The sequence below is a fragment of the Pseudomonas sp. CK-NBRI-02 genome, assembly GCF_008124495.1.
Classification (GTDB): Bacteria; Pseudomonadota; Gammaproteobacteria; order Pseudomonadales; family Pseudomonadaceae; genus Aquipseudomonas; species Aquipseudomonas guariconensis.
Genome location: NZ_VSJH01000031.1, coordinates 156,377 through 174,097, shown reverse-complemented (window position 1 = coordinate 174,097; position 17,721 = coordinate 156,377). Strand labels below are relative to the sequence as shown.

Below are 17,721 nucleotides of genomic sequence, written 5' to 3'. Positions count from 1 at the left end.
CCCATGCAAGCCGTTCAGCGAGAGATTGCGCAGCAGCTCAAGGTGCAGCCCCCGTTTGCCGACGCCGCCGCGCTCCAGGCCGAAGTCACCCGGCGCGTGACCTTCATCAAGGGATGCCTGGCCAATGCTCGGCTCAAGACCCTGGTCCTGGGCATCAGCGGCGGGGTCGACTCGCTGACCGCCGCCCTGCTCGCCCAGCGCGCGATCAATGAGTTGCGTGCCGAGACCGGAGACGACAGCTACCGCTTCATCGCCGTGCGCCTGCCCTATCAGGTACAGCACGACGAACACGACGCCCAGGCGTGTCTGGATGTGATCAAAGCCGATGAAGTGCACACCGTGGATATCGCCCCGGCCGTCCGCGCCCTGGCAGCCGAGACCAAAGCCTTGGAAGGCGGCTCGCCGACCCTGGTGGATTTCGTCGTGGGTAACGTCAAGGCGCGCATGCGCATGGTGGCCCAGTACGCCATTGCCGGCGCCCGGGGCGGCCTGGTGATCGGAACAGATCATGCTGCCGAGGCGGTGATGGGCTTTTTCACCAAATTCGGTGATGGCGCCTGCGACCTGGCACCACTGAGCGGCCTGGTGAAGAACCAGGTGCGAGACATCGCTCGCAGTTTCGGCGCGCCGGAAGCGCTGGTGGAAAAAGTCCCGACCGCGGACCTGGAAGACTTGGCGCCGGGCAAGCCGGACGAAGCCTCCCACGGCGTGACCTACAAGCAGATCGACGCGTTCCTGCACGGTGAGCCGGTCAGCCAGGAGGCGTTCGACATCATCGTCGCCACCTACCGCAAGAGCCAGCACAAACGCGAGCTGCCGTTCGCGCCTTGATCAGCCCCTAGAAACGCCTGTGGGAGCGGGCTCACCCGCGAATGCAGTGGCAGACCACCGAGGCATTCGCGGGCAAACCCGCTCCCACAGGTTATACGCTCAGGTTTCGCTTACTTGACGATGACCTTGCCCTTCATCATCGAGATATGGCCTGGGAAGGTGCAGAAGAAGCTGTAGTCACCACCGGCTTCGAGCTTGGAGGTGTCGAACTTAACTTCGGTTTCCTTCTCTGGCGCACCGATCATCTTGGTATGGGCGATGATCCCGGCATTGGCGGCATTGAGGTAGTCGTTTTCCAGACCCTTGCTCATGCCTTCGGTGGCGATGCCCTGCATGTCGGCAGTCTTGCTGATCACCAGGTTGTGGCCCATGACGTTCTTCGGCAGGCTGCCGGAATGGGTCAGCTTGACGGTGAACTCTTTGCAGCTCTTGTCGACGGTGAATTCCTTGGTGGTGTAGGACATCTGGTCGGTGGACTCGACAGTCACCGAGCACTCGGCTGCAAAGACAGAAGCGCTGGCGAGGGTCAGCAGGGATACCGCTACAGCTTTCGCAAACATCATGAATCTCCTTGGCAGGGTTTAATCATTGCGAGACTGCCTGAAGCCGCTCGCCTCCCCGCTGATATGGGTCAAGGAGGAAAGGCCTCAGCCAGTAGATTTGTTCAATGGATTGTATACAACCAATCTAAGTGCACATCATGCCCTCTTAATGGACGATGGGACAACCTCTCATTCAGGAGCAAGTACCATGACATTGAGCAGCATGATGCGCAGCCTGCTGGCTGCCTACGCCTGTGGCGCCAGTGGCGCGGCAGTTTGCGAGTTCTCCCGCCCCGAGTGAATCGGCGCTTGGAAGCGGCAGGCATGCGCCTTACCCTGTGCGCGCATGTGATGGGAGATTAGCAATGCCTGTACGTTCCGTTTGTGTCTTTTGCGGTGCCAGCATCGGCACCCACCCCGCTTATCGTGAAGCCGCGGTAGCTCTGGGCCAGGCCATCGCCCGGCGCGGCCTGACCCTGGTGTACGGCGGGAGCTCCGTGGGCCTGATGGGCGCTGTGGCCGATGCCGCCATGGCAGCTGGCGGGGAAGTGATCGGCGTCATGCCACAAAGCCTCATCGATGCGGAAATCGGCCATAAAGGCCTGCCACGGCTGGAAGTGGTCGACGGCATGCACGCCCGCAAGGCGCGCATGGCCGAGCTGAGCGATGCCTTCATCGCCCTTCCGGGGGGCCTGGGAACGCTAGAGGAACTGTTCGAGGTCTGGACCTGGGGCCAGCTGGGCTACCACGCCAAGCCATTGGGCTTACTGGATGTGAACGGGTTCTATGAAAAACTGGGCGGGTTCCTCGACCATATCGTCGAAGAAGGCTTCGTAAGACCGCAGCACCGGGCGATGCTGTTGCTTGGCAAGCAGCCGGATGAGCTGCTGAATGCGATGGAGGAATTCGTGCCGCCCGTGCTACCCAAGTGGGTCGACAAGAAACCTGATTGATCTCGATCGATGGGCCCCGCATCTGACCTGTGGAACGGGTTTTACCGCCAATGCGTCGGTAGACACCTCAGCATTCGCGGATAAGCCCGCTTCCACAGGGTCCAGTGCCCAGGCTATCGATCAGCGCGGAATGACTGGCTGACGAGGCTTCTTCTTGCCTTTGCCGCCCTTGGCCGCTTCCCTGCGCTCCTTGGCCGCCTGTTGGTTGCGAGCGAACGCTTCGGCCTTGGCCTTCTCCCGTTTGTCCCACGGCTTGCTGCCATCGCTGGCGCGCGGCGGCAGGCCGGTGTGCTGGGTCAGGATCTTCTGGTCTTTGCCCACCTTGTGGCTGCCGGCAGGAGTCGAGTTCTTCCGGCGAGCGCTCTGGTAGCTGTCGGTCTGCGGCTGATGCAGCGGGATCAACTGGTGCTTGCCCGGACCGATCAGGTCAGCGCGCCCCATGCGTTGCAGCGCTTCACGCAGCATTGGCCAGCCCTTCGGATCGTGATAGCGCAGGAAGGCCTTGTGCAGGCGACGCTGTTCTTCGCTCTTGACGATCTCCACCCCTTCGCTCTTGTAGGTCACCTTACGCAGCGGATTCTTGCCCGAGTGGTACATGGCCGTGGCCGAGGCCATCGGCGAAGGGTAGAACGCCTGCACCTGGTCGGCGCGGAAACCATTGCTCTTGAGCCACAGGGCGAGGTTCATCATGTCCTCGTCGGTGGTGCCTGGGTGCGCGGCGATGAAGTACGGGATCAGGTATTGCTCTTTGCCCGCTTCCTTCGAGAACTTCTCGAACATGCGCTTGAAGCGGTCGTAGGTGCCGATCCCCGGCTTCATCATCTTGTCCAGCGGCCCCCGCTCGGTGTGTTCCGGAGCGATCTTCAGGTAACCGCCGACGTGGTGGGTCACCAGCTCTTTGACGTACTCCGGGGACTCCACGGCCAGGTCGTAGCGCAGGCCGGAAGCGATAAGGATCTTCTTCACCCCCGGGAGGGCACGCGCCTTGCGGTACAGCTCGATCAGCGAACTATGGTCGGTGTTGAGGTTCTCGCAGATGCCGGGGAACACACAGGACGGCTTGCGGCAGTGCTTCTCGATCTCGTGGCTCTTGCAGGCGATGCGGTACATGTTGGCGGTCGGGCCGCCGAGGTCGGAGACCACGCCGGTGAAGCCTGGCACCTTGTCACGCATTTCCTCGATTTCGCGGATGATCGAGTCGTGGGAGCGGTTCTGGATGATTCGGCCTTCGTGCTCGGTGATCGAGCAGAAGGTGCAGCCGCCGAAGCAGCCACGCATGATGTTCACCGAGAAGCGAATCATCTCGTAGGCCGGGATGCGCTCCTTGCCATAGGCCGGATGCGGGACGCGCGCGTAAGGCATGCCGAACACGTAGTCCATTTCCTCGGTGCTCATCGGGATGGGTGGTGGGTTGAACCATACGTCCACCTCGCCATGCTTCTGCACCAAAGCGCGGGCGTTCCCGGGGTTGGTCTCCAGGTGCAGCACACGGTTGGCGTGGGCGTAGAGGACCGGGTCGTTGCGCACCTTCTCGAACGATGGCAGGCGGATCACCGACTTCTCACGGGTCATGCGCGGGCTGTCGAGAATCTGCACAACCTTGGCTTCGTTCGGGTCCTCGACTTCACCCTTGGCCTGCTCGATGGCGCAGGCCTGGGTGTCCTGGGTGTTGACGTAGGGGTTGATGATCTTGTCGACACGTCCTGGCCGGTCGATGCGGGTCGAGTCGATCTCGTACCAGCCCTCTGGTGTGTCACGGCGCACGAAGGCGGTGCCGCGTACATCGGTAATGCTTTCGATGCGCTCGCCCTGGGACAGGCGCTGGGCGACTTCGACGATGGCGCGCTCGGCGTTGCCGTACAGCAGGATGTCGGCACTGGCATCGATCAGGATCGAATGACGGACCTTGTCCTGCCAGTAGTCGTAGTGGGCGATGCGACGCAGGGAGGCTTCGATGCCACCGAGGACGATCGGCACATGCTTGTAGGCCTCCTTGCAGCGCTGGCTGTACACCAGGCTTGCGCGGTCAGGGCGCTTGCCCGCCAGGCCACCCGGGGTATAGGCATCGTCGGAACGGATCTTCTTGTCCGCGGTATAGCGGTTGATCATCGAGTCCATGTTGCCTGCCGCGACGCCGAAGAACAGATTCGGCTCGCCAAGCTTCATGAAGTCGTCCTTCGACTGCCAGTTCGGCTGTGCAATGATGCCGACGCGAAAGCCCTGGGCTTCCAGCAGCCGGCCAATGATGGCCATGCCGAAGGACGGATGGTCGACGTAGGCGTCTCCGGTCACGATGATGATGTCGCAGGAATCCCAGCCGAGCTGATCCATCTCCTCCCTGCTCATGGGCAGGAACGGTGCCGGCCCGAAGCATTCGGCCCAGTACTTGGGATAGTCGTAGAGTGGTTTGGCTGCTTGCATGTCAGTGACCGGTTCTGGTGTGCAGGGAAATCGCGGGCGCGGAATATAGCACAAAATTTGATCAAATCCGACGGTAGTGGTCGGATTCGTGTGCTCAAAAAAAGAGACTTCCGCCCTGTGGGAGCGGGTTCACCCGCGAATGCGATGGCGCAGAGTCCACTGTATTCGCAGGCAAACCCGTCGTCACATGGGACAGACGTACCGCTGGAAGGGTTATTCGTCGTCGTCGAAGTTGTACATGCCCGGAGCGAGGTTCTCGAAACGGGTGTACTTGCCGATGAACGCCAGGCGGATGAAGCCGATGGGGCCGTTACGCTGCTTGCCGATGATGATTTCGGCGATGCCCTTGTGCTCGGTCTCGGGGTGATACACCTCGTCACGGTAGACGAACATGATCACGTCGGCGTCCTGCTCGATCGCTCCGGATTCACGCAAGTCGGAGTTCACCGGACGCTTGTTCGGGCGCTGCTCGAGGGAGCGGTTGAGCTGCGACAGGGCGATGACCGGGCAGTTGAATTCCTTGGCCAGCGCCTTGAGGGAACGCGAGATCTCGGAGATCTCGTTGGTCCGGTTATCACCGCTGGAGCCAGGGATCTGCATCAACTGCAGGTAGTCGACCATGATCATGGCGATATCGCCATGCTCGCGGACCAGACGGCGGGTACGGGCACGCATTTCCGAGGGACTGATGCCGGCAGTATCGTCAATGAACAGCTTGCGGTCGTTGAGCAGGTTGACTGCCGAGGTCAGGCGCGGCCAGTCGTCGTCGTCCAGCTGACCGGAACGCACCTTGGTCTGGTCGATGCGCCCCAGGGACGACAGCATACGCATGATCAGCGCATCGCCGGGCATCTCCAGGGAGAACACCAGCACCGCCTTGTCGCTGCGCAGCACTGCGTTCTCCACCAGGTTCATGGCGAAGGTGGTCTTACCCATCGAAGGGCGACCCGCGACGATGATCAGATCCGCTGGCTGCAGGCCGCTGGTCTTTTCATCCAGGTCGGTATAGCCGGTCGACAGACCGGTGATGTCGCTGTCGGAGTTGAACAGCGTGTCGATGCGGTCAATGGCCTTGGTCAGCAGCTCGTTGACGCCCACCGGGCCACCGGTCTTGGGCCGTGCTTCGGCGATCTGGAAGATCTGCCGTTCGGCGTCATCGAGAATTTCCGCAGCATTGCGGCCCTGGGGGTTGAAGGCGTTGTCGGCGATATCGGTGCTGATGCTGATCAACTGGCGCAGCGTGGCCCGCTCGCGAATGATCGCCGCATAGGCCTTGATGTTGGCCACCGAGGGCGTGTTCTTGGCCAGCTCGGCCAGGTACGCCAGCCCGCCGACCTGGGTCGAGAGGCCTTCCTTGTCCAACTGCTCGTGCAGCGTGACCACGTCGAACGGCTGGTTCTGATCCACCAGTTTGTGGATGGCGCGGAAGATCAGGCGGTGGTCATGCCGATAGAAATCACCGTCCGAGACCTGGTCCAGCACCCGCTCCCACGCGTTGTTGTCCAGCATCAGGCCACCGAGCACGGCCTGTTCGGCCTCGATGGAGTGCGGCGGCACCTTGAGGGCGGCAGTCTGCAGGTCTAGTTGTTCGGGATTGCTGATCTCGTTCATGTCCACACGAAAAATCTGGGTGATGAAAAAGACAAAGGGCACGACCTGCATGATGCAGGACCGTGCCCGATGTTAACCGGCTGGCCCCGAGGAGCCAACCGATTCGCGGCAGCTTAGGCTGCGACGACAACCACGCGAACGGTGGCTTCAACGTCGCTGTGCAGGTGCACGGCAACGTCGTATTCGCCGACGTTACGGATGGTGCCGTTCGGCAGACGAACTTCAGCCTTGGCCACTTCAACGCCGGAGGCGGTCAGGGCGTCAGCGATGTCGTGGGTGCCGATCGAACCGAACAGCTTGCCTTCGTCACCAGCGGTGGCAGTGATGGTCACTTCCAGCTCGGCCAGTTGGGCAGCGCGGCTTTCAGCCGAAGCTTTACGCTCGGCAGCAGCTTTTTCCAGCTCGGCGCGACGCTCTTCGAACGCAGCCAGGTTGACGGCGTTGGCAACGACGGCCTTGCCGAAAGGCAGCAGGAAGTTACGGCCGTAACCACCTTTTACTTTTACTTTGTCGCCCAGGTTGCCCAGGTTGGCGACTTTTTCCAGCAGGATCAGTTCCATTTGGTAAAACCTCTTAACTTTTAACCTTCACCGTTCGCGGAATCGTCACCCTGGTGAGGGGACTTGCGACCGCGAAAATCAATCAGGCTATCGACAATGGCCAAGACCACGAGCAACGGATAAGTCAGCTGCATGAACAGCACCAGCGTCACGTACAACCCCACCAGCCAGAACTTGGCCAGGCGCTTCTGGGCCACCAACCCATGCAGCAGGGCGATCCCCGCGAACATGAGCGGCACACTGCACAGTGGTGTCAGCAATGCCAGGCCAGGACCGAAGTTCGGGCCGAACAGCATGCAGGCCAACAGCACCAGCATCGGCACCAGGGGAATCCGTACCGCGTGAAACTCGCGGCCGAAACCTCCCGGGTTGTACAACACGGCTTGCCAGTAGCGACCCAACATCAGGGCCAGCACGCTGACAACTTGCAACAGGGCCGCAATCAGGCCGCCGAGCACCGGTACGATGAGGCTTCCAAGGTGTGCCTGTTCCTCTACCGACAACTGCTGGTAGAGGCCGTCGAGCATCTGCGGCAGGGCTTTTTCAAGCGCTCGCGCCAGAGCTTCAATCGGTTCGCGGAACACCGAACCAAGCACAACACCGTACAACAGGCCCAGGGCGATGCTGGACAACAGCACCCGGTTCCAGGAATGTCCGGCGCGCAGCAGCGCAGCCAGCCCCAGCGTCCCCAGCAGCACCATCAAGGTGCGTGGCTCGCCGAAGATCCACCAGGCCAACGCCGGCAAGATACCCCAGACGATGACCGAGGAAGCGTCCTTGAAACCGCGCCGCAGGAACACCAGGCTCCCGGCGGCGGCACTCAACCAGAACAACAGCGGCAACGCCGCACAACCGGCCACCACAATGGAGGCCTGCACACGACCGCGCATGATGAAATCAGCCAACGCTCGCATGCTTATCCCTTGCTACTTGTCGACGACCCGGTCTCAGCGGCCGTGGCTGTCGGTGTAGGGCAGCAGGGCCAGGAAGCGGGCGCGCTTGATAGCGGTAGCCAGCTGACGCTGATAACGAGCTTTGGTACCGGTGATACGGCTTGGAACGATCTTGCCGGTTTCGGATACGTAAGCTTTCAGGGTGTTGAGATCTTTGTAGTCGATCTCTTTCACGTCTTCAGCAGTGAAGCGGCAGAATTTACGACGACGGAAGAAACGTGCCATGTAATAGGCTCCTCAAAAAGGTCCGTGGATTACTCGTCAGCGTTATCGCTGTTGTCGCTGTCGTTGCTGTCGTCGCCATCGACGCCATCAGCAGCTTCAGGACGCTCGCGACGCTCACGGCGCTCGCTGCGGTTCTCTTCGGCCTTCAGCATCTCGGACGGGCCGGTGACGGCTTCGTCGCGACGGATGATCAGGTTACGGATCACGGCATCGTTGTAGCGGAAGTTGTCTTCCAGCTCGGCCAGGGCCTTGCCGGTGCACTCAACGTTCAGCATCACGTAGTGAGCCTTGTGAACGTTGTTGATGGCGTAGGCCAGCTGACGACGGCCCCAGTCTTCCAGGCGGTGGATCTTGCCGCCGTCTTCCTCGATCAGCTTGGTGTAACGCTCAACCATGCCGCCGACTTGCTCGCTCTGGTCCGGGTGAACCAAGAAGATGATTTCGTAATGACGCATGAATGCTCCTTACGGGTTAGTAGTCTGCCAGCACTGTGGTCAGACAAGGAGTGAATGACACTGTATGTCTTGCCTTGGAAAGAGGCACATGCGCGCCTGCCTGCTTGGCAAGGGGCGCAATTGTAGAGAAGGCGGGGAGTACAAGCAAGGTGGCTGGCGATTATTTGAACAGCCGGAAACAAATTGCCGGAGCCCCGCGAAAGAGGCGCCGCCCCTTTTGCGGGTAATCCCGCTCCCACTGCCCTGTAGCAGCGGGATCAGCCGCAAATGGGCATCAGCCCTTGACCTGACGCTGTCGCACAGCCTCGAACAGACACACCCCGGTAGCCACCGACACGTTCAGGCTGCTGACGCTACCGGCCATCGGCAACTTGACCAGGAAGTCGCAGTGCTCGCGGGTCAGGCGACGCATGCCCTTGCCTTCGGCGCCCATGATCATCACCAGCGGGCCAGTCAGATCCTGCTGGTAGATCTCCTGCTCGGCCTCGCCTGCAGTCCCGACCACCCATAGCCCACGCTGCTGGAGTTTCTCCAGCGTACGGGCAAGGTTGGTCACGGCCACCAGTGGAATCACCTCGGCAGCGCCGCAGGCGACCTTGCGCACCACGGCCGTGAGCGTCGCCGACTTGTCCTTGGGAATCACCACTGCCGTGACACCGGCAGCATCGGCAGTACGCAGGCAGGCACCGAGATTATGCGGATCGGTGACACCATCGAGCACTAGGATCAGCGGTGGCCGTTCGGCACGTTCGAGCAACTCGTCGAGCATGGCCTCGCCCCAGACCTGGCTCGGGCTGACCTCGGCAACGACACCTTGGTGCACACCTTCGACCCAGGCATCGAGCTCGCGGCGCTCGGCCTGGCCGACCGGAACGCGGTTTTCCGCCGCCAAGGCCAACAGGCTCTGGATACGCGGCTCGCTGCGTCCCTCGGACAACCAGATCTGCTTGACCCGCTTGGGATGATGCTGCAACAGCCCCTGCACGGCATGCACGCCGTAGATTTTTTCCAGCTGACTCATGACTTGTTCTTGCCTTTGCGCGGCGCGCCTGACTTCGACGGCCCCTTGCGATGCTTGGTCGGCTTGCCGGACGCCTTGGCGCCTTTGTCCGACTTGCCGCTGGCGTGGCTGTGACGGGCCTCGCTCATCAGCGCCTTTTTCATTTCCCGGCTTTTGCGCACTTCGGCATTACGCTGCACGGCGTCCTTGGGGAAGTACGCCTCGGCAGTCTCGCTTTTGCGGCTGCGCGGCTTGGGCGAAATCTTCGCCTCGGATGCAGGTGCCGGCTGGGCTGCAGGTACCGCTTTGTCGGCCGCGGCAGCGGGTTTGCGACCGACCGGGGCGTTGACGCTCGCCTCGGACATCTCGAAGTCGATCTTGCGCTGCTCCAGGTCGACACGCATGACCTTGACCTCGACAGTATCGCCCAGGCGGAAGCTGCGACCACTGCGCTCGCCAGACAGACGGTGGTGCACCGGATCGAAGTGGTAATAGTCACCCGGCAAGGCGCTGACATGTACCAGGCCTTCCACATAGATGTCGGTCAGTTCGATGAACAGGCCGAAGCCGGTCACCGCGGTGATCACGCCCGGGAAGGTCTCGCCGACACGGTCGCGCATGTATTCGCATTTGAGCCAGTTGACGACGTCGCGCGTGGCCTCGTCGGCACGTCGCTCGGTCATCGAGCACTGCTCGCCCATTTGGTCGAGGGTGTTCTCGTCGTATGGGTAAATGCGCGCCTTCGGAATGCTCATGGCACCCGCCCGCTTGACATGCGGAGTATCGATCTTCGAGCGGATCACGCTGCGGATGGCGCGATGCACCAGCAAGTCCGGGTAACGGCGAATCGGCGAGGTGAAGTGGGTGTAGGCCTCGTAGTTCAGGCCGAAGTGGCCGTTATTCTCGACGCTGTACACCGCCTGGCTCAACGAGCGCAGCATGACGGTCTGGATCAGATGGAAGTCCGGGCGCCCGGCAATGCTCGCCAACAGGGCCTGGTAGTCCTTCGGCGAAGGATCCTTGCCCTTGTGCAGCGAAAGGCCCAGCTCGCCCAAGAATGCGCGCAGTTTTTCCAGGCGCTCCGGTGGCGGGCCATCGTGAACACGGTAGAGTGCCGGAACGCCGTGCTTCTGCAGGAACTCGGCGGTGGCCACGTTGGCCGCCAGCATGCACTCCTCGATCAGCTTGTGGGCATCGTTGCGTACGGTCGGGCGAATCTCATCGATCTTGCGGTCTTCACCGAAGATGATGCGGGTTTCCTGGGTCTCGAAGTCGATCGCGCCACGGGTGTGGCGAGCCGCCACCAGCACCTTGTACAGGGCATAGAGGTGCTTGAGGTCCGGCAGAACCGCGCTGTACTCCTCGCGCAGGGCCTTGCCTTCGCGGGTACGGGCATGTTCGAGCATGCTGCTGACCTTGTTGTAGGTCAGGCGGGCATGGGAATGAATCACCGCTTCGTAGAACTGATAGTCGACCATCTGGCCGGCCTTGTTGATGGTCATTTCGCAGACCATGGCCAGGCGATCGACGTGCGGGTTCAGCGAACACAGGCCGTTGGACAGCTCCTCGGGCAGCATCGGAATCACGCGCTCGGGGAAGTACACCGAGTTGCCGCGCTGCTGCGCCTCGACATCCAGGGCCGAACCTAGGCGCACATAGCTGGAAACGTCAGCGATCGCCACGTACAGGCGCCAGCCGCCCGAGAACAGCCGCAGCTTGCCCAAGGGCTCGCAATAAACGGCATCGTCGAAGTCGCGGGCATCTTCGCCATCGATGGTGACGAACGGAAGATGACGCAGATCGATGCGCTTTTCCTTGTCCTTCTCTTCGACCTCGGAGCGGAACTTGCGCGCTTCCTTGATCACATCTTTAGGCCAGACGTGAGGAATATCGTAGCTACGCAGCGCGACATCGATCTCCATGCCGGGCGCCATGTAGTTGCCGATCACCTCCACCACATCACCCTGGGGCTGGAAGCGTGGGGTCGGCCAATGGGTGATCTTGATCTCGACGAACTGGCCAATCTTCGCACCACCGTTACGCCCGGCAGTCACCAGCACTTCCTGCTGGATCTTCGGGTTATCGGGAGTGACATAACCAATGCCACCTTCCTCGAAGTAGCGGCCGACCACGCTCTCGTGGGCACGGGAGATGATTTCGACCAGCACGCCTTCACGACGGCCACGGCGATCGACACCGGAAACCCGGGCCAGACCGCGGTCACCGTCGAACACCAGGCGCATCTGCGCAGGGCTCAGGAAGAGGTCTTCACTGCCATCATCAGGGATCAGGAAGCCGAAACCATCGCGGTGGCCGGAAACGCGACCGCAGATCAGGTCAAGCTTGTCTACCGGGGCATAGGTGCCGCGCCGGGTATAGATAAGCTGGCCATCGCGCTCCATGGCGCGCAGGCGGCGGCGCAGGGCTTCGATCTGGTCTTCTTCGTGCAGGCCGAACTCGGCGGCCAGCTCTTCGCGAGCGGCCGGTTCGCCACGGTCGGCGAGACGCTGCAGGATCAGCTCACGGCTAGGAATGGGATTTTCGTATTTTTCCGCTTCGCGAGCGGCCTCGGGATCGAGGGATTGCCAATCGGCCATCAGAAGGGGTTCACCTTGGGGTATATAGATAAGAATTCTGGCATAGGCGTATTGAAACCGGAAATGTCTGCCTTGGACAGCCCCAGCGGAGCGTCGAAGTGGAGGCAATAGGCCTGCGGAATCAACAAGTTGAATTTTTTGAATTTTTTTTTGATCCGGGGCTTTACAGCCCTCAGGAGCGTCCGTATAGTGCGCACCACAACGACGGACAGCCGACGTTGTAGTTGAGATGCAACGCGATGTAAAGCATCATGTGACCTCGACGAAATGTGTGCCCAGGTGGCGGAATTGGTAGACGCGCTGGTTTCAGGTATCAGTGGCTTAACGGCCGTGGAAGTTCGAGTCTTCTCCTGGGCACCAACTATTTTCAAGTAACAGATGACCAAGGATCTGTTACTACTGTGTTAAACGAACGATAGTCGTCTTGCACAGAAGATGTAAAGCTTTGCCCAGGTGGCGGAATTGGTAGACGCGCTGGTTTCAGGTATCAGTGACTTAACGGTCGTGGAAGTTCGAGTCTTCTCCTGGGCACCATACAAAAACCCACTAGCTTGCTAGTGGGTTTTTTCTTGCCTGCGATTTAGCCCCCTGCCCTCTGCAGCAACGGCTTCATGCGCAAACACCGGCAAAGCCGGTGCCAAGCACTGTGTATCGCTCTTCACAGGCAAACCAGCCCCACCAGGAAGAGACGCCTCCTTAGCCCTTTGTCTGCTGATGAATTTCTCGCCATACGGCCACTTGAGAAACGATTTCGTTTACCATTGTTTCCAAATATGTAGCCGTAAGCGAGGAAGTACCCGCATGACGATCCGCCCGCAACTGCTGATGCGCAGCCTGGCCGCCGCTCTCTTCGGCCTGGTGATCGGCGCACCGGCCGCCTTGGCTGACGAACCGGTCACGCTGACCCTGTACAACGGCCAGCACAAAGAAATCGGCGAAGCCATCGCCAAGGCCTACGAGGCCAAGACCGGCATTCACATCAATATTCGCAAGGGCAGCAGCAACCAGCTGGCCAGTCAGATCATCGAGGAAGGCGATCGCTCGCCCGCCGATGTCATCTATACCGAAGAATCCCCGCCTCTGAACAACCTGGGCGAACTGGGCCTGCTGGCGAAAATCGATGACGCGACCTTGGACATGCTGCCCAAGCAATACGTCGGCGCCAACGGTACCTGGATGGGTGTGACCGCGCGAACCCGGATCGTCGTGTTCAACCCCAAGAAAATCGACGAGAAGGACCTGCCGAAAAGCGTCATGGACTTCGCCAACCCCGAGTGGGATGGCCGTGTCGGCTACGTGCCTACCAGCGGGGCCTTCCAAGAACAAGCCGTGGCCATCCTCAAGCTGCATGGCCGCGAAGCGACCGAGGAATGGCTAACCGGCCTCAAAGCCTTCGGCAAGGCCTACACCAACAACATGGTGGCCCTCAAAGCCGTCGAGCGCGGTGAAGTCGATACCGTGCTAGTGAACAATTACTACTGGTATGCCCTCAAGCGCGAGCGTGGCCAGCTGGACTCCAAGCTCTACTACCTGGCCGACGGCGACGCCGGCAATCTGGTAACCATCTCCGGTGCCGGCGCCGTCAAGGCCAGCAAGCACCCGAAGGAAGCCCAAGCCCTGCTCAACTGGATGGCCAGCGAAGAGGGCCAGCGCGTCATCACCCAGACCACCGCCGAATACCCGCTGCATAAAGGCATGGTCTCGGATCAGGGCCTGAAGCCGTTCGAAGAGCTACGCCCACCGAAGATCTCGCCGGCGGACCTTGGCAACGCCGAGGAAGCCTTGGAGCTTGAACGAGAGGTCGGCCTGCTCTGATGACTGCCGCCCTGCCCCAGCCGGCCCTGGCGCGCTTCGTGCCACGCCGCAAGCGCCCCTCGATCTGGGTGGTGCTGCCCGTCCTGTTCCTGGTGGCGATGAGCTTGCTGCCATTGCTCTACGTCGCCCTCAAGGCATGGCAAGCCGGCTGGCATGAAGCCTTTCGCCTGCTCTGGCGCCCCTTCGTCTGGGGGCTGCTGCGCAACACCTTGATGTTGATGATAGGGGTCACAGTGGCCTGCCTGATCGTCGGACTGGCGTTGGCCTGGCTGCTGGAGCGCAGCGACCTGCCAGGCCGTCGCCTCTGGGGGGTGGTGCTGTGCCTACCCTTTGCTGTGCCGTCGTTCGTCAGCAGCTTCACCTGGGTGTCGCTGAGTTCGGACTTCGAGGGCCTGGGCGGGGCAATCTTGGTCATGGCGCTGTCGAAGTACCCGCTGGTGTTCCTGCCTGTGGCCGCGACCCTGCGCAACCTCGACACCTCTCTTGAGGAGTCGGCGCGCACCCTGGGCTGCAGCCGCTGGGGCGTATTCTTCAAGATCACCCTGCCGTTGCTGTGGCCCTCGATGATCGGCGGCGCACTGCTGATTGCCCTGCACATGCTGGTGGAGTTCGGCGCCCTGTCCATCCTCGGCCTGCAGACCTTCACCACGGCCATCTACCAGCAGTTCGAACTGGAGTTCAGCAACGCCAACGCGGCCATGCTTTCGGCTGTGCTGCTGGCGCTGTGCCTGGCAATGCTCTGGCTGGAACTGCGCGTACGTGGCAAGGCGCGCCATGTGCGGATCGGCCAGGGCGTGGCCCGTCGCGGTCAACCGGTTCGCCTACGGGTTTGGATGCCCTTGGGGCAGTTGTTCTGCCTGTCACTGGCGGTACTGGGCAGCGGAATCCCCTTGGCCATGCTCGGCTACTGGTTGAGTGTGGGTTCATCGGCAGCATTTCCGGTTACGGAAATCGGCAAGGCACTGCTGACGTCGCTGTCAGTCTCCTTGGGTGGAGCCGGTTTTTGCGTGCTGCTGGCGCTGCCCATCAGCTTTCTGGTGGTGCGCTACAAGGGCCGCCTGGCGATCTGGGCCGAGCGCCTGCCCTACCTGCTGCATGCCTTGCCAGGGCTGGTGATCGCGCTGACGCTGGTGTTCTTCGCCCTGCACTATGTGCCGGCCCTTTACCAGACGTCCGCCCTGCTGCTGCTGGCCTATGCCTTGCTGTTCCTGCCACTGGCACAGGCCCCCGTGCGCACGGCCCTGAACAAAGCCTCCCCCACGCTGGAAGAAGCGGCCCGAACCTTGGGCGCCAGCAGTTTTGGCGCCTTCTGCCGGGTGACTCTGCCGATCATCTTCCCAGCCCTGGCAGCGGCCTTCGCCCTGGTATTCCTCGATGCCATGAAGGAGCTGACCGCTACCCTGCTACTCAGCCCCACCGGCATGACGACGCTGGCAACAGAAGTCTGGGCGCATACCGCCAACGTCGAATTCGCCGCGGCAGCACCTTATGCGGCGCTACTGATCGTGGTGTCGGGGTTGCCGGTGTATTTGCTGACCACGCGGATGTATCTTAACAAGGCGTAAACCGTTTCGTAGATCCCACCGCCGCTCCAGGGGCTGCTTTACAGCCCCTGGATCCGGCAGGGCAACAGTCGCCCCGTCACACCCCCTACGTTTTTTCAGGCGCGGAACTGCCCCAGGCTCGCCCGCAACTGTGCCGCCAGATCATCCAGCACCTTGCTGCTGGCCGTGGTCTGCATCACCACCTCTGCCGAACGCTCAGCCTGGGCATGGATATTCTCCACTCGTCCGCGCACAGCCTGCGCGCCGTGAGCCTGTTGTTCAGCCGCCCGGGTCGCGAGACCGATGGCCGAGTGCACCTGCTCCACCGCTGCCTGTACCGACTGCTGACGACGCTCATTGTCACGCAGCACCAACAACCCTTCGCTTGCCTGGCGACCGGCCTGGCTAATGGTGGCCACCGCCTCCTTGGCTCCTGCCTGCAAGGCGGCGATGTGCGCCTGGATATCGCCCGTAGAGCTCTGGGTCTTGCTTGCCAGGGCGCGCACTTCATCGGCGACCACGGCAAAGCCGCGTCCCGTCTCTCCGGCCCGGGCAGCCTCGATAGCGGCGTTGAGCGCCAGCAGGTTGGTTTGCTCAGCGATGCCGTGGATCACGGTCAACACCACTTCGATCTGCTCGCTCTGCTTGGCCAGCCGTTCGATTACCTGAGAACCCGTCTCCACCTCCCCGGCCAGGTTCTCGATCAAACGCGCCAGCTGGGTGGAAGCGCGACTGTTCTCGTCAGTGGCTTGGCGGATATCCACCACTTGCTGCAAGGCCGCTTGCATGGCCTGGCTTTCGGCCTGGGCCTCGTCCGCCATGCTCGAAAGATCACGCAGACTGGCGGCGACCTCGTCACGCTGCAGCGCAGCGGCTGCGTCGGCACCTGCGTTGCGCTGAGCCATGGTGTCGATTTCCACTCCCGTACGCTGAGCCACTTCGCCAGCCTCGCGGACGATGGGCTGCAACTTGTCGACGAAGCGATTGACCGCCGAGGCCATATCACCGATCTCGTCACGGCTGTCGAGCGCCACCCGCTTGGTCAGATCGCCCTCGCCCGCCGCCAGATCGTTCAGCGCCCCAATCAACAAGCGCAGCTTGTTGACCACACGCCGCCCCAGCACCACGGCCACCACCAACAACACGCCCAAGCCTACCAGCACCAGGCCCAGGCCGATCCGCCAGCGCAGCTCGGCCGCGGCATCGCGCACGGTTTGCGCGGTGTTGGCCTGCATGGCGGTGGCGCTGTTCTGTGCGGTCTCGAGACGCGACCGCAGGGCCTTGCCACTGTCGGCGGCGGCCGCCACCAGGCTATCGCCCACCAGTTGCTCGCCGCTGGCGATCAAGGCAGCAAAGCGCTGGTCCAGCGCCTTGAGCTCCTGCTCCACCCCGGCGGTCGACACGCCCATCAGCACCTTGCCGATCTCGGCGCCATTGGGGTTGATGGACGCCTCGACGTAGTACACCGAAGGGTCCTTGCGCGCGGCATCGAGCACCTTGTCCAACGCGCGCTCGCCCTGCCCGCGCTCGATCAGCGTCTGGTTGATGGGATTTTGGCGATTCAGGTAGCGGGTCAGGTGTTGGCCTTGGGCGTCGTCATAAATGACGAACAACACATTGGGATTGCGCTGCGCGCGACGCGCAAAGTCCGAAAGCGTCGGTACATCGTTGTCCCAGATGGCGCGCGGCGCGACAGAGGCCAATAGCTCGGCCATGTCGTTGGCCGAGTCCTTGAGGTTCTTCTCCAGCGTGGCGCGCAGTTGCTGCTGCTCACCCTGCAGGCGCTCGGAAAGGCCGGCGCTCAGGCGCTGACGGGTGCTGGCCGAGAGGCTGTCGAGCCCGGCGCGGACATCCTGCCCGGCCTGCTCCAGTTCAGCGGCCAGTTTCTGGCTGTCGCTGCCCAAGCGTGCACCCAAATCGGCTTCTAGGGCGGTGACCGTGCTCCGCGTTAGTGCAACGGCAACCAGCACCTGCACCAGAAGAGCGATACCAAGTGCAACAAACACTGGCCGCAAGAGGCGGCTTCGTAACAGTGAAAGAATGGCAGACACGTTGTAACTCCCGTGTTTTCTGGCGCCATTACTTTGATGGCACCGACAGGAGTTTCATACAGCAAGGGTTATGCCCAGCACAGCAGGGATAAACGCCAATGTCTGGCGCCTGACAAGGCATTTCTGCATGGTGCCCAAATGAAAACGCCGCGACTCCTTGCGG

General features: G+C 61.7%; 14 protein-coding genes, 2 tRNA genes and 1 pseudogene. 6 read left to right on the top strand and 11 right to left on the bottom strand.

The window, feature by feature from the left end; all coding sequences use genetic code 11:
- Positions 1–3 precede the first annotated feature (3 nt).
- The gene (gene nadE, locus DQ397_RS19050; protein WP_043211947.1) at positions 4–831 is read left to right on the top strand and encodes an ammonia-dependent NAD(+) synthetase; all 828 of its coding nucleotides are present in this window, start codon (positions 4–6) and stop codon (positions 829–831) included.
- Between the two features lie 110 nt (positions 832–941).
- On the opposite strand, the gene azu is transcribed toward nadE, so the two are convergent.
- Positions 942–1,391, bottom strand: coding sequence for an azurin (azu, locus tag DQ397_RS19045; RefSeq protein ID WP_043211949.1), 450 nt, complete (start codon positions 1,389–1,391; stop codon positions 942–944).
- A gap of 347 nt (positions 1,392–1,738) precedes the next feature.
- Here azu and DQ397_RS19040 point away from each other — a divergent pair, with 347 nt between their 5' ends.
- Complete coding sequence (locus tag DQ397_RS19040) at positions 1,739–2,326, top strand: TIGR00730 family Rossman fold protein (protein WP_043211950.1); 588 nt, start codon at positions 1,739–1,741, stop codon at positions 2,324–2,326.
- 120 nt (positions 2,327–2,446) lie between these two features.
- On the opposite strand, the gene DQ397_RS19035 is transcribed toward DQ397_RS19040, so the two are convergent.
- The 8 genes from DQ397_RS19035 to rnr all read right to left on the bottom strand — a co-directional run bounded on the left by DQ397_RS19035 (position 2,447) and on the right by rnr (position 12,148).
- A complete protein-coding gene (locus DQ397_RS19035) occupies positions 2,447–4,747 on the bottom strand; it encodes a YgiQ family radical SAM protein (RefSeq protein ID WP_043211952.1) in 2,301 nt (766 codons plus the stop codon).
- 213 nt (positions 4,748–4,960) lie between these two features.
- Positions 4,961–6,358, bottom strand: coding sequence for a replicative DNA helicase (gene dnaB, locus DQ397_RS19030; RefSeq protein WP_043212012.1), 1,398 nt, complete (start codon positions 6,356–6,358; stop codon positions 4,961–4,963).
- A gap of 113 nt (positions 6,359–6,471) precedes the next feature.
- On the bottom strand, positions 6,472–6,918 hold the full coding sequence (gene rplI, locus DQ397_RS19025) for a 50S ribosomal protein L9 (protein WP_043211954.1): 447 nt from the start codon (positions 6,916–6,918) through the stop codon (positions 6,472–6,474).
- Between the two features lie 20 nt (positions 6,919–6,938).
- The gene (locus DQ397_RS19020) at positions 6,939–7,832 is read right to left on the bottom strand and encodes a hypothetical protein (protein WP_043211957.1); all 894 of its coding nucleotides are present in this window, start codon (positions 7,830–7,832) and stop codon (positions 6,939–6,941) included.
- 33 nt (positions 7,833–7,865) lie between these two features.
- Positions 7,866–8,096: a 30S ribosomal protein S18 gene (rpsR, locus tag DQ397_RS19015; protein WP_009403887.1), complete on the bottom strand. Its 231-nt coding sequence runs from the start codon at positions 8,094–8,096 to the stop codon at positions 7,866–7,868.
- Between the two features lie 29 nt (positions 8,097–8,125).
- Complete coding sequence (gene rpsF, locus DQ397_RS19010) at positions 8,126–8,551, bottom strand: 30S ribosomal protein S6 (protein WP_043211961.1); 426 nt, start codon at positions 8,549–8,551, stop codon at positions 8,126–8,128.
- Between the two features lie 274 nt (positions 8,552–8,825).
- Complete coding sequence (gene rlmB, locus DQ397_RS19005; RefSeq protein WP_043211963.1) at positions 8,826–9,572, bottom strand: 23S rRNA (guanosine(2251)-2'-O)-methyltransferase RlmB; 747 nt, start codon at positions 9,570–9,572, stop codon at positions 8,826–8,828.
- Positions 9,569–12,148 carry a ribonuclease R gene (gene rnr / locus DQ397_RS19000; protein WP_043211965.1) on the bottom strand — a complete coding sequence of 860 codons (2,580 nt, stop codon included), beginning with the start codon at positions 12,146–12,148 and terminating at the stop codon, positions 9,569–9,571. Before rnr ends, rlmB begins: the two co-directional genes overlap by 4 nt.
- Positions 12,149–12,421: 273 nt before the next feature.
- Between rnr and DQ397_RS18995 the strand changes: the two genes are divergently transcribed.
- The 4 genes from DQ397_RS18995 (at position 12,422) to DQ397_RS18980 (ending at position 15,528) form a co-directional block, all read left to right on the top strand.
- Positions 12,422–12,508 (top strand) — tRNA-Leu (locus tag DQ397_RS18995).
- 87 nt (positions 12,509–12,595) lie between these two features.
- Positions 12,596–12,682: transfer RNA gene (locus tag DQ397_RS18990), tRNA-Leu, on the top strand.
- A 267-nt stretch (positions 12,683–12,949) separates the two neighbouring features.
- Positions 12,950–13,963 (top strand): extracellular solute-binding protein, encoded by a 1,014-nt coding sequence (locus tag DQ397_RS18985; protein ID WP_043211968.1) that lies wholly within the window; start codon positions 12,950–12,952, stop codon positions 13,961–13,963.
- Positions 13,963–15,528, top strand: a complete 1,566-nt coding sequence (locus tag DQ397_RS18980) for an iron ABC transporter permease (RefSeq protein ID WP_043211970.1) — start codon at positions 13,963–13,965, stop codon at positions 15,526–15,528. Before DQ397_RS18985 ends, DQ397_RS18980 begins: the two co-directional genes overlap by 1 nt.
- Positions 15,529–15,623: 95 nt before the next feature.
- Here the strand turns inward: DQ397_RS18980 and DQ397_RS25075 are convergent, their stop codons facing one another.
- Both DQ397_RS25075 and DQ397_RS25070 read right to left on the bottom strand, forming a co-directional pair.
- A complete protein-coding gene (locus DQ397_RS25075) occupies positions 15,624–16,412 on the bottom strand; it encodes a methyl-accepting chemotaxis protein (protein ID WP_372240776.1) in 789 nt (262 codons plus the stop codon).
- Positions 16,413–16,481: 69 nt separating this feature from the next.
- Positions 16,482–16,742, bottom strand: a pseudogene (locus DQ397_RS25070) (HAMP domain-containing protein); the annotation flags it as partial.
- Between the last annotated feature and the right edge of the window lie 979 nt (positions 16,743–17,721).

Bases quoted from the DNA above. Each gene is read 5' to 3' on its own strand.
- DQ397_RS19040 (WP_043211950.1), top strand. From the start codon at position 1,739: ATGCCTGTACGTTCCGTTTGTGTCTTTTGCGGTGCCAGCATCGGCACC.
- DQ397_RS19035 (WP_043211952.1), bottom strand. From the start codon at position 4,747: ATGCAAGCAGCCAAACCACTCTACGACTATCCCAAGTACTGGGCCGAA.
- rpsR (WP_009403887.1), bottom strand. From the start codon at position 8,096: ATGGCACGTTTCTTCCGTCGTCGTAAATTCTGCCGCTTCACTGCTGAA.
- DQ397_RS18980 (WP_043211970.1), top strand. From the start codon at position 13,963: ATGACTGCCGCCCTGCCCCAGCCGGCCCTGGCGCGCTTCGTGCCACGC.
- dnaB (WP_043212012.1), bottom strand. From the start codon at position 6,358: ATGAACGAGATCAGCAATCCCGAACAACTAGACCTGCAGACTGCCGCC.
- rlmB (WP_043211963.1), bottom strand. From the start codon at position 9,572: ATGAGTCAGCTGGAAAAAATCTACGGCGTGCATGCCGTGCAGGGGCTG.
- rpsF (WP_043211961.1), bottom strand. From the start codon at position 8,551: ATGCGTCATTACGAAATCATCTTCTTGGTTCACCCGGACCAGAGCGAG.
- azu (WP_043211949.1), bottom strand. From the start codon at position 1,391: ATGTTTGCGAAAGCTGTAGCGGTATCCCTGCTGACCCTCGCCAGCGCT.
- DQ397_RS19020 (WP_043211957.1), bottom strand. From the start codon at position 7,832: ATGCGAGCGTTGGCTGATTTCATCATGCGCGGTCGTGTGCAGGCCTCC.
- rnr (WP_043211965.1), bottom strand. From the start codon at position 12,148: ATGGCCGATTGGCAATCCCTCGATCCCGAGGCCGCTCGCGAAGCGGAA.
- DQ397_RS25075 (WP_372240776.1), bottom strand. From the start codon at position 16,412: ATGGCTCAGCGCAACGCAGGTGCCGACGCAGCCGCTGCGCTGCAGCGT.
- nadE (WP_043211947.1), top strand. From the start codon at position 4: ATGCAAGCCGTTCAGCGAGAGATTGCGCAGCAGCTCAAGGTGCAGCCC.
- rplI (WP_043211954.1), bottom strand. From the start codon at position 6,918: ATGGAACTGATCCTGCTGGAAAAAGTCGCCAACCTGGGCAACCTGGGC.
- DQ397_RS18985 (WP_043211968.1), top strand. From the start codon at position 12,950: ATGACGATCCGCCCGCAACTGCTGATGCGCAGCCTGGCCGCCGCTCTC.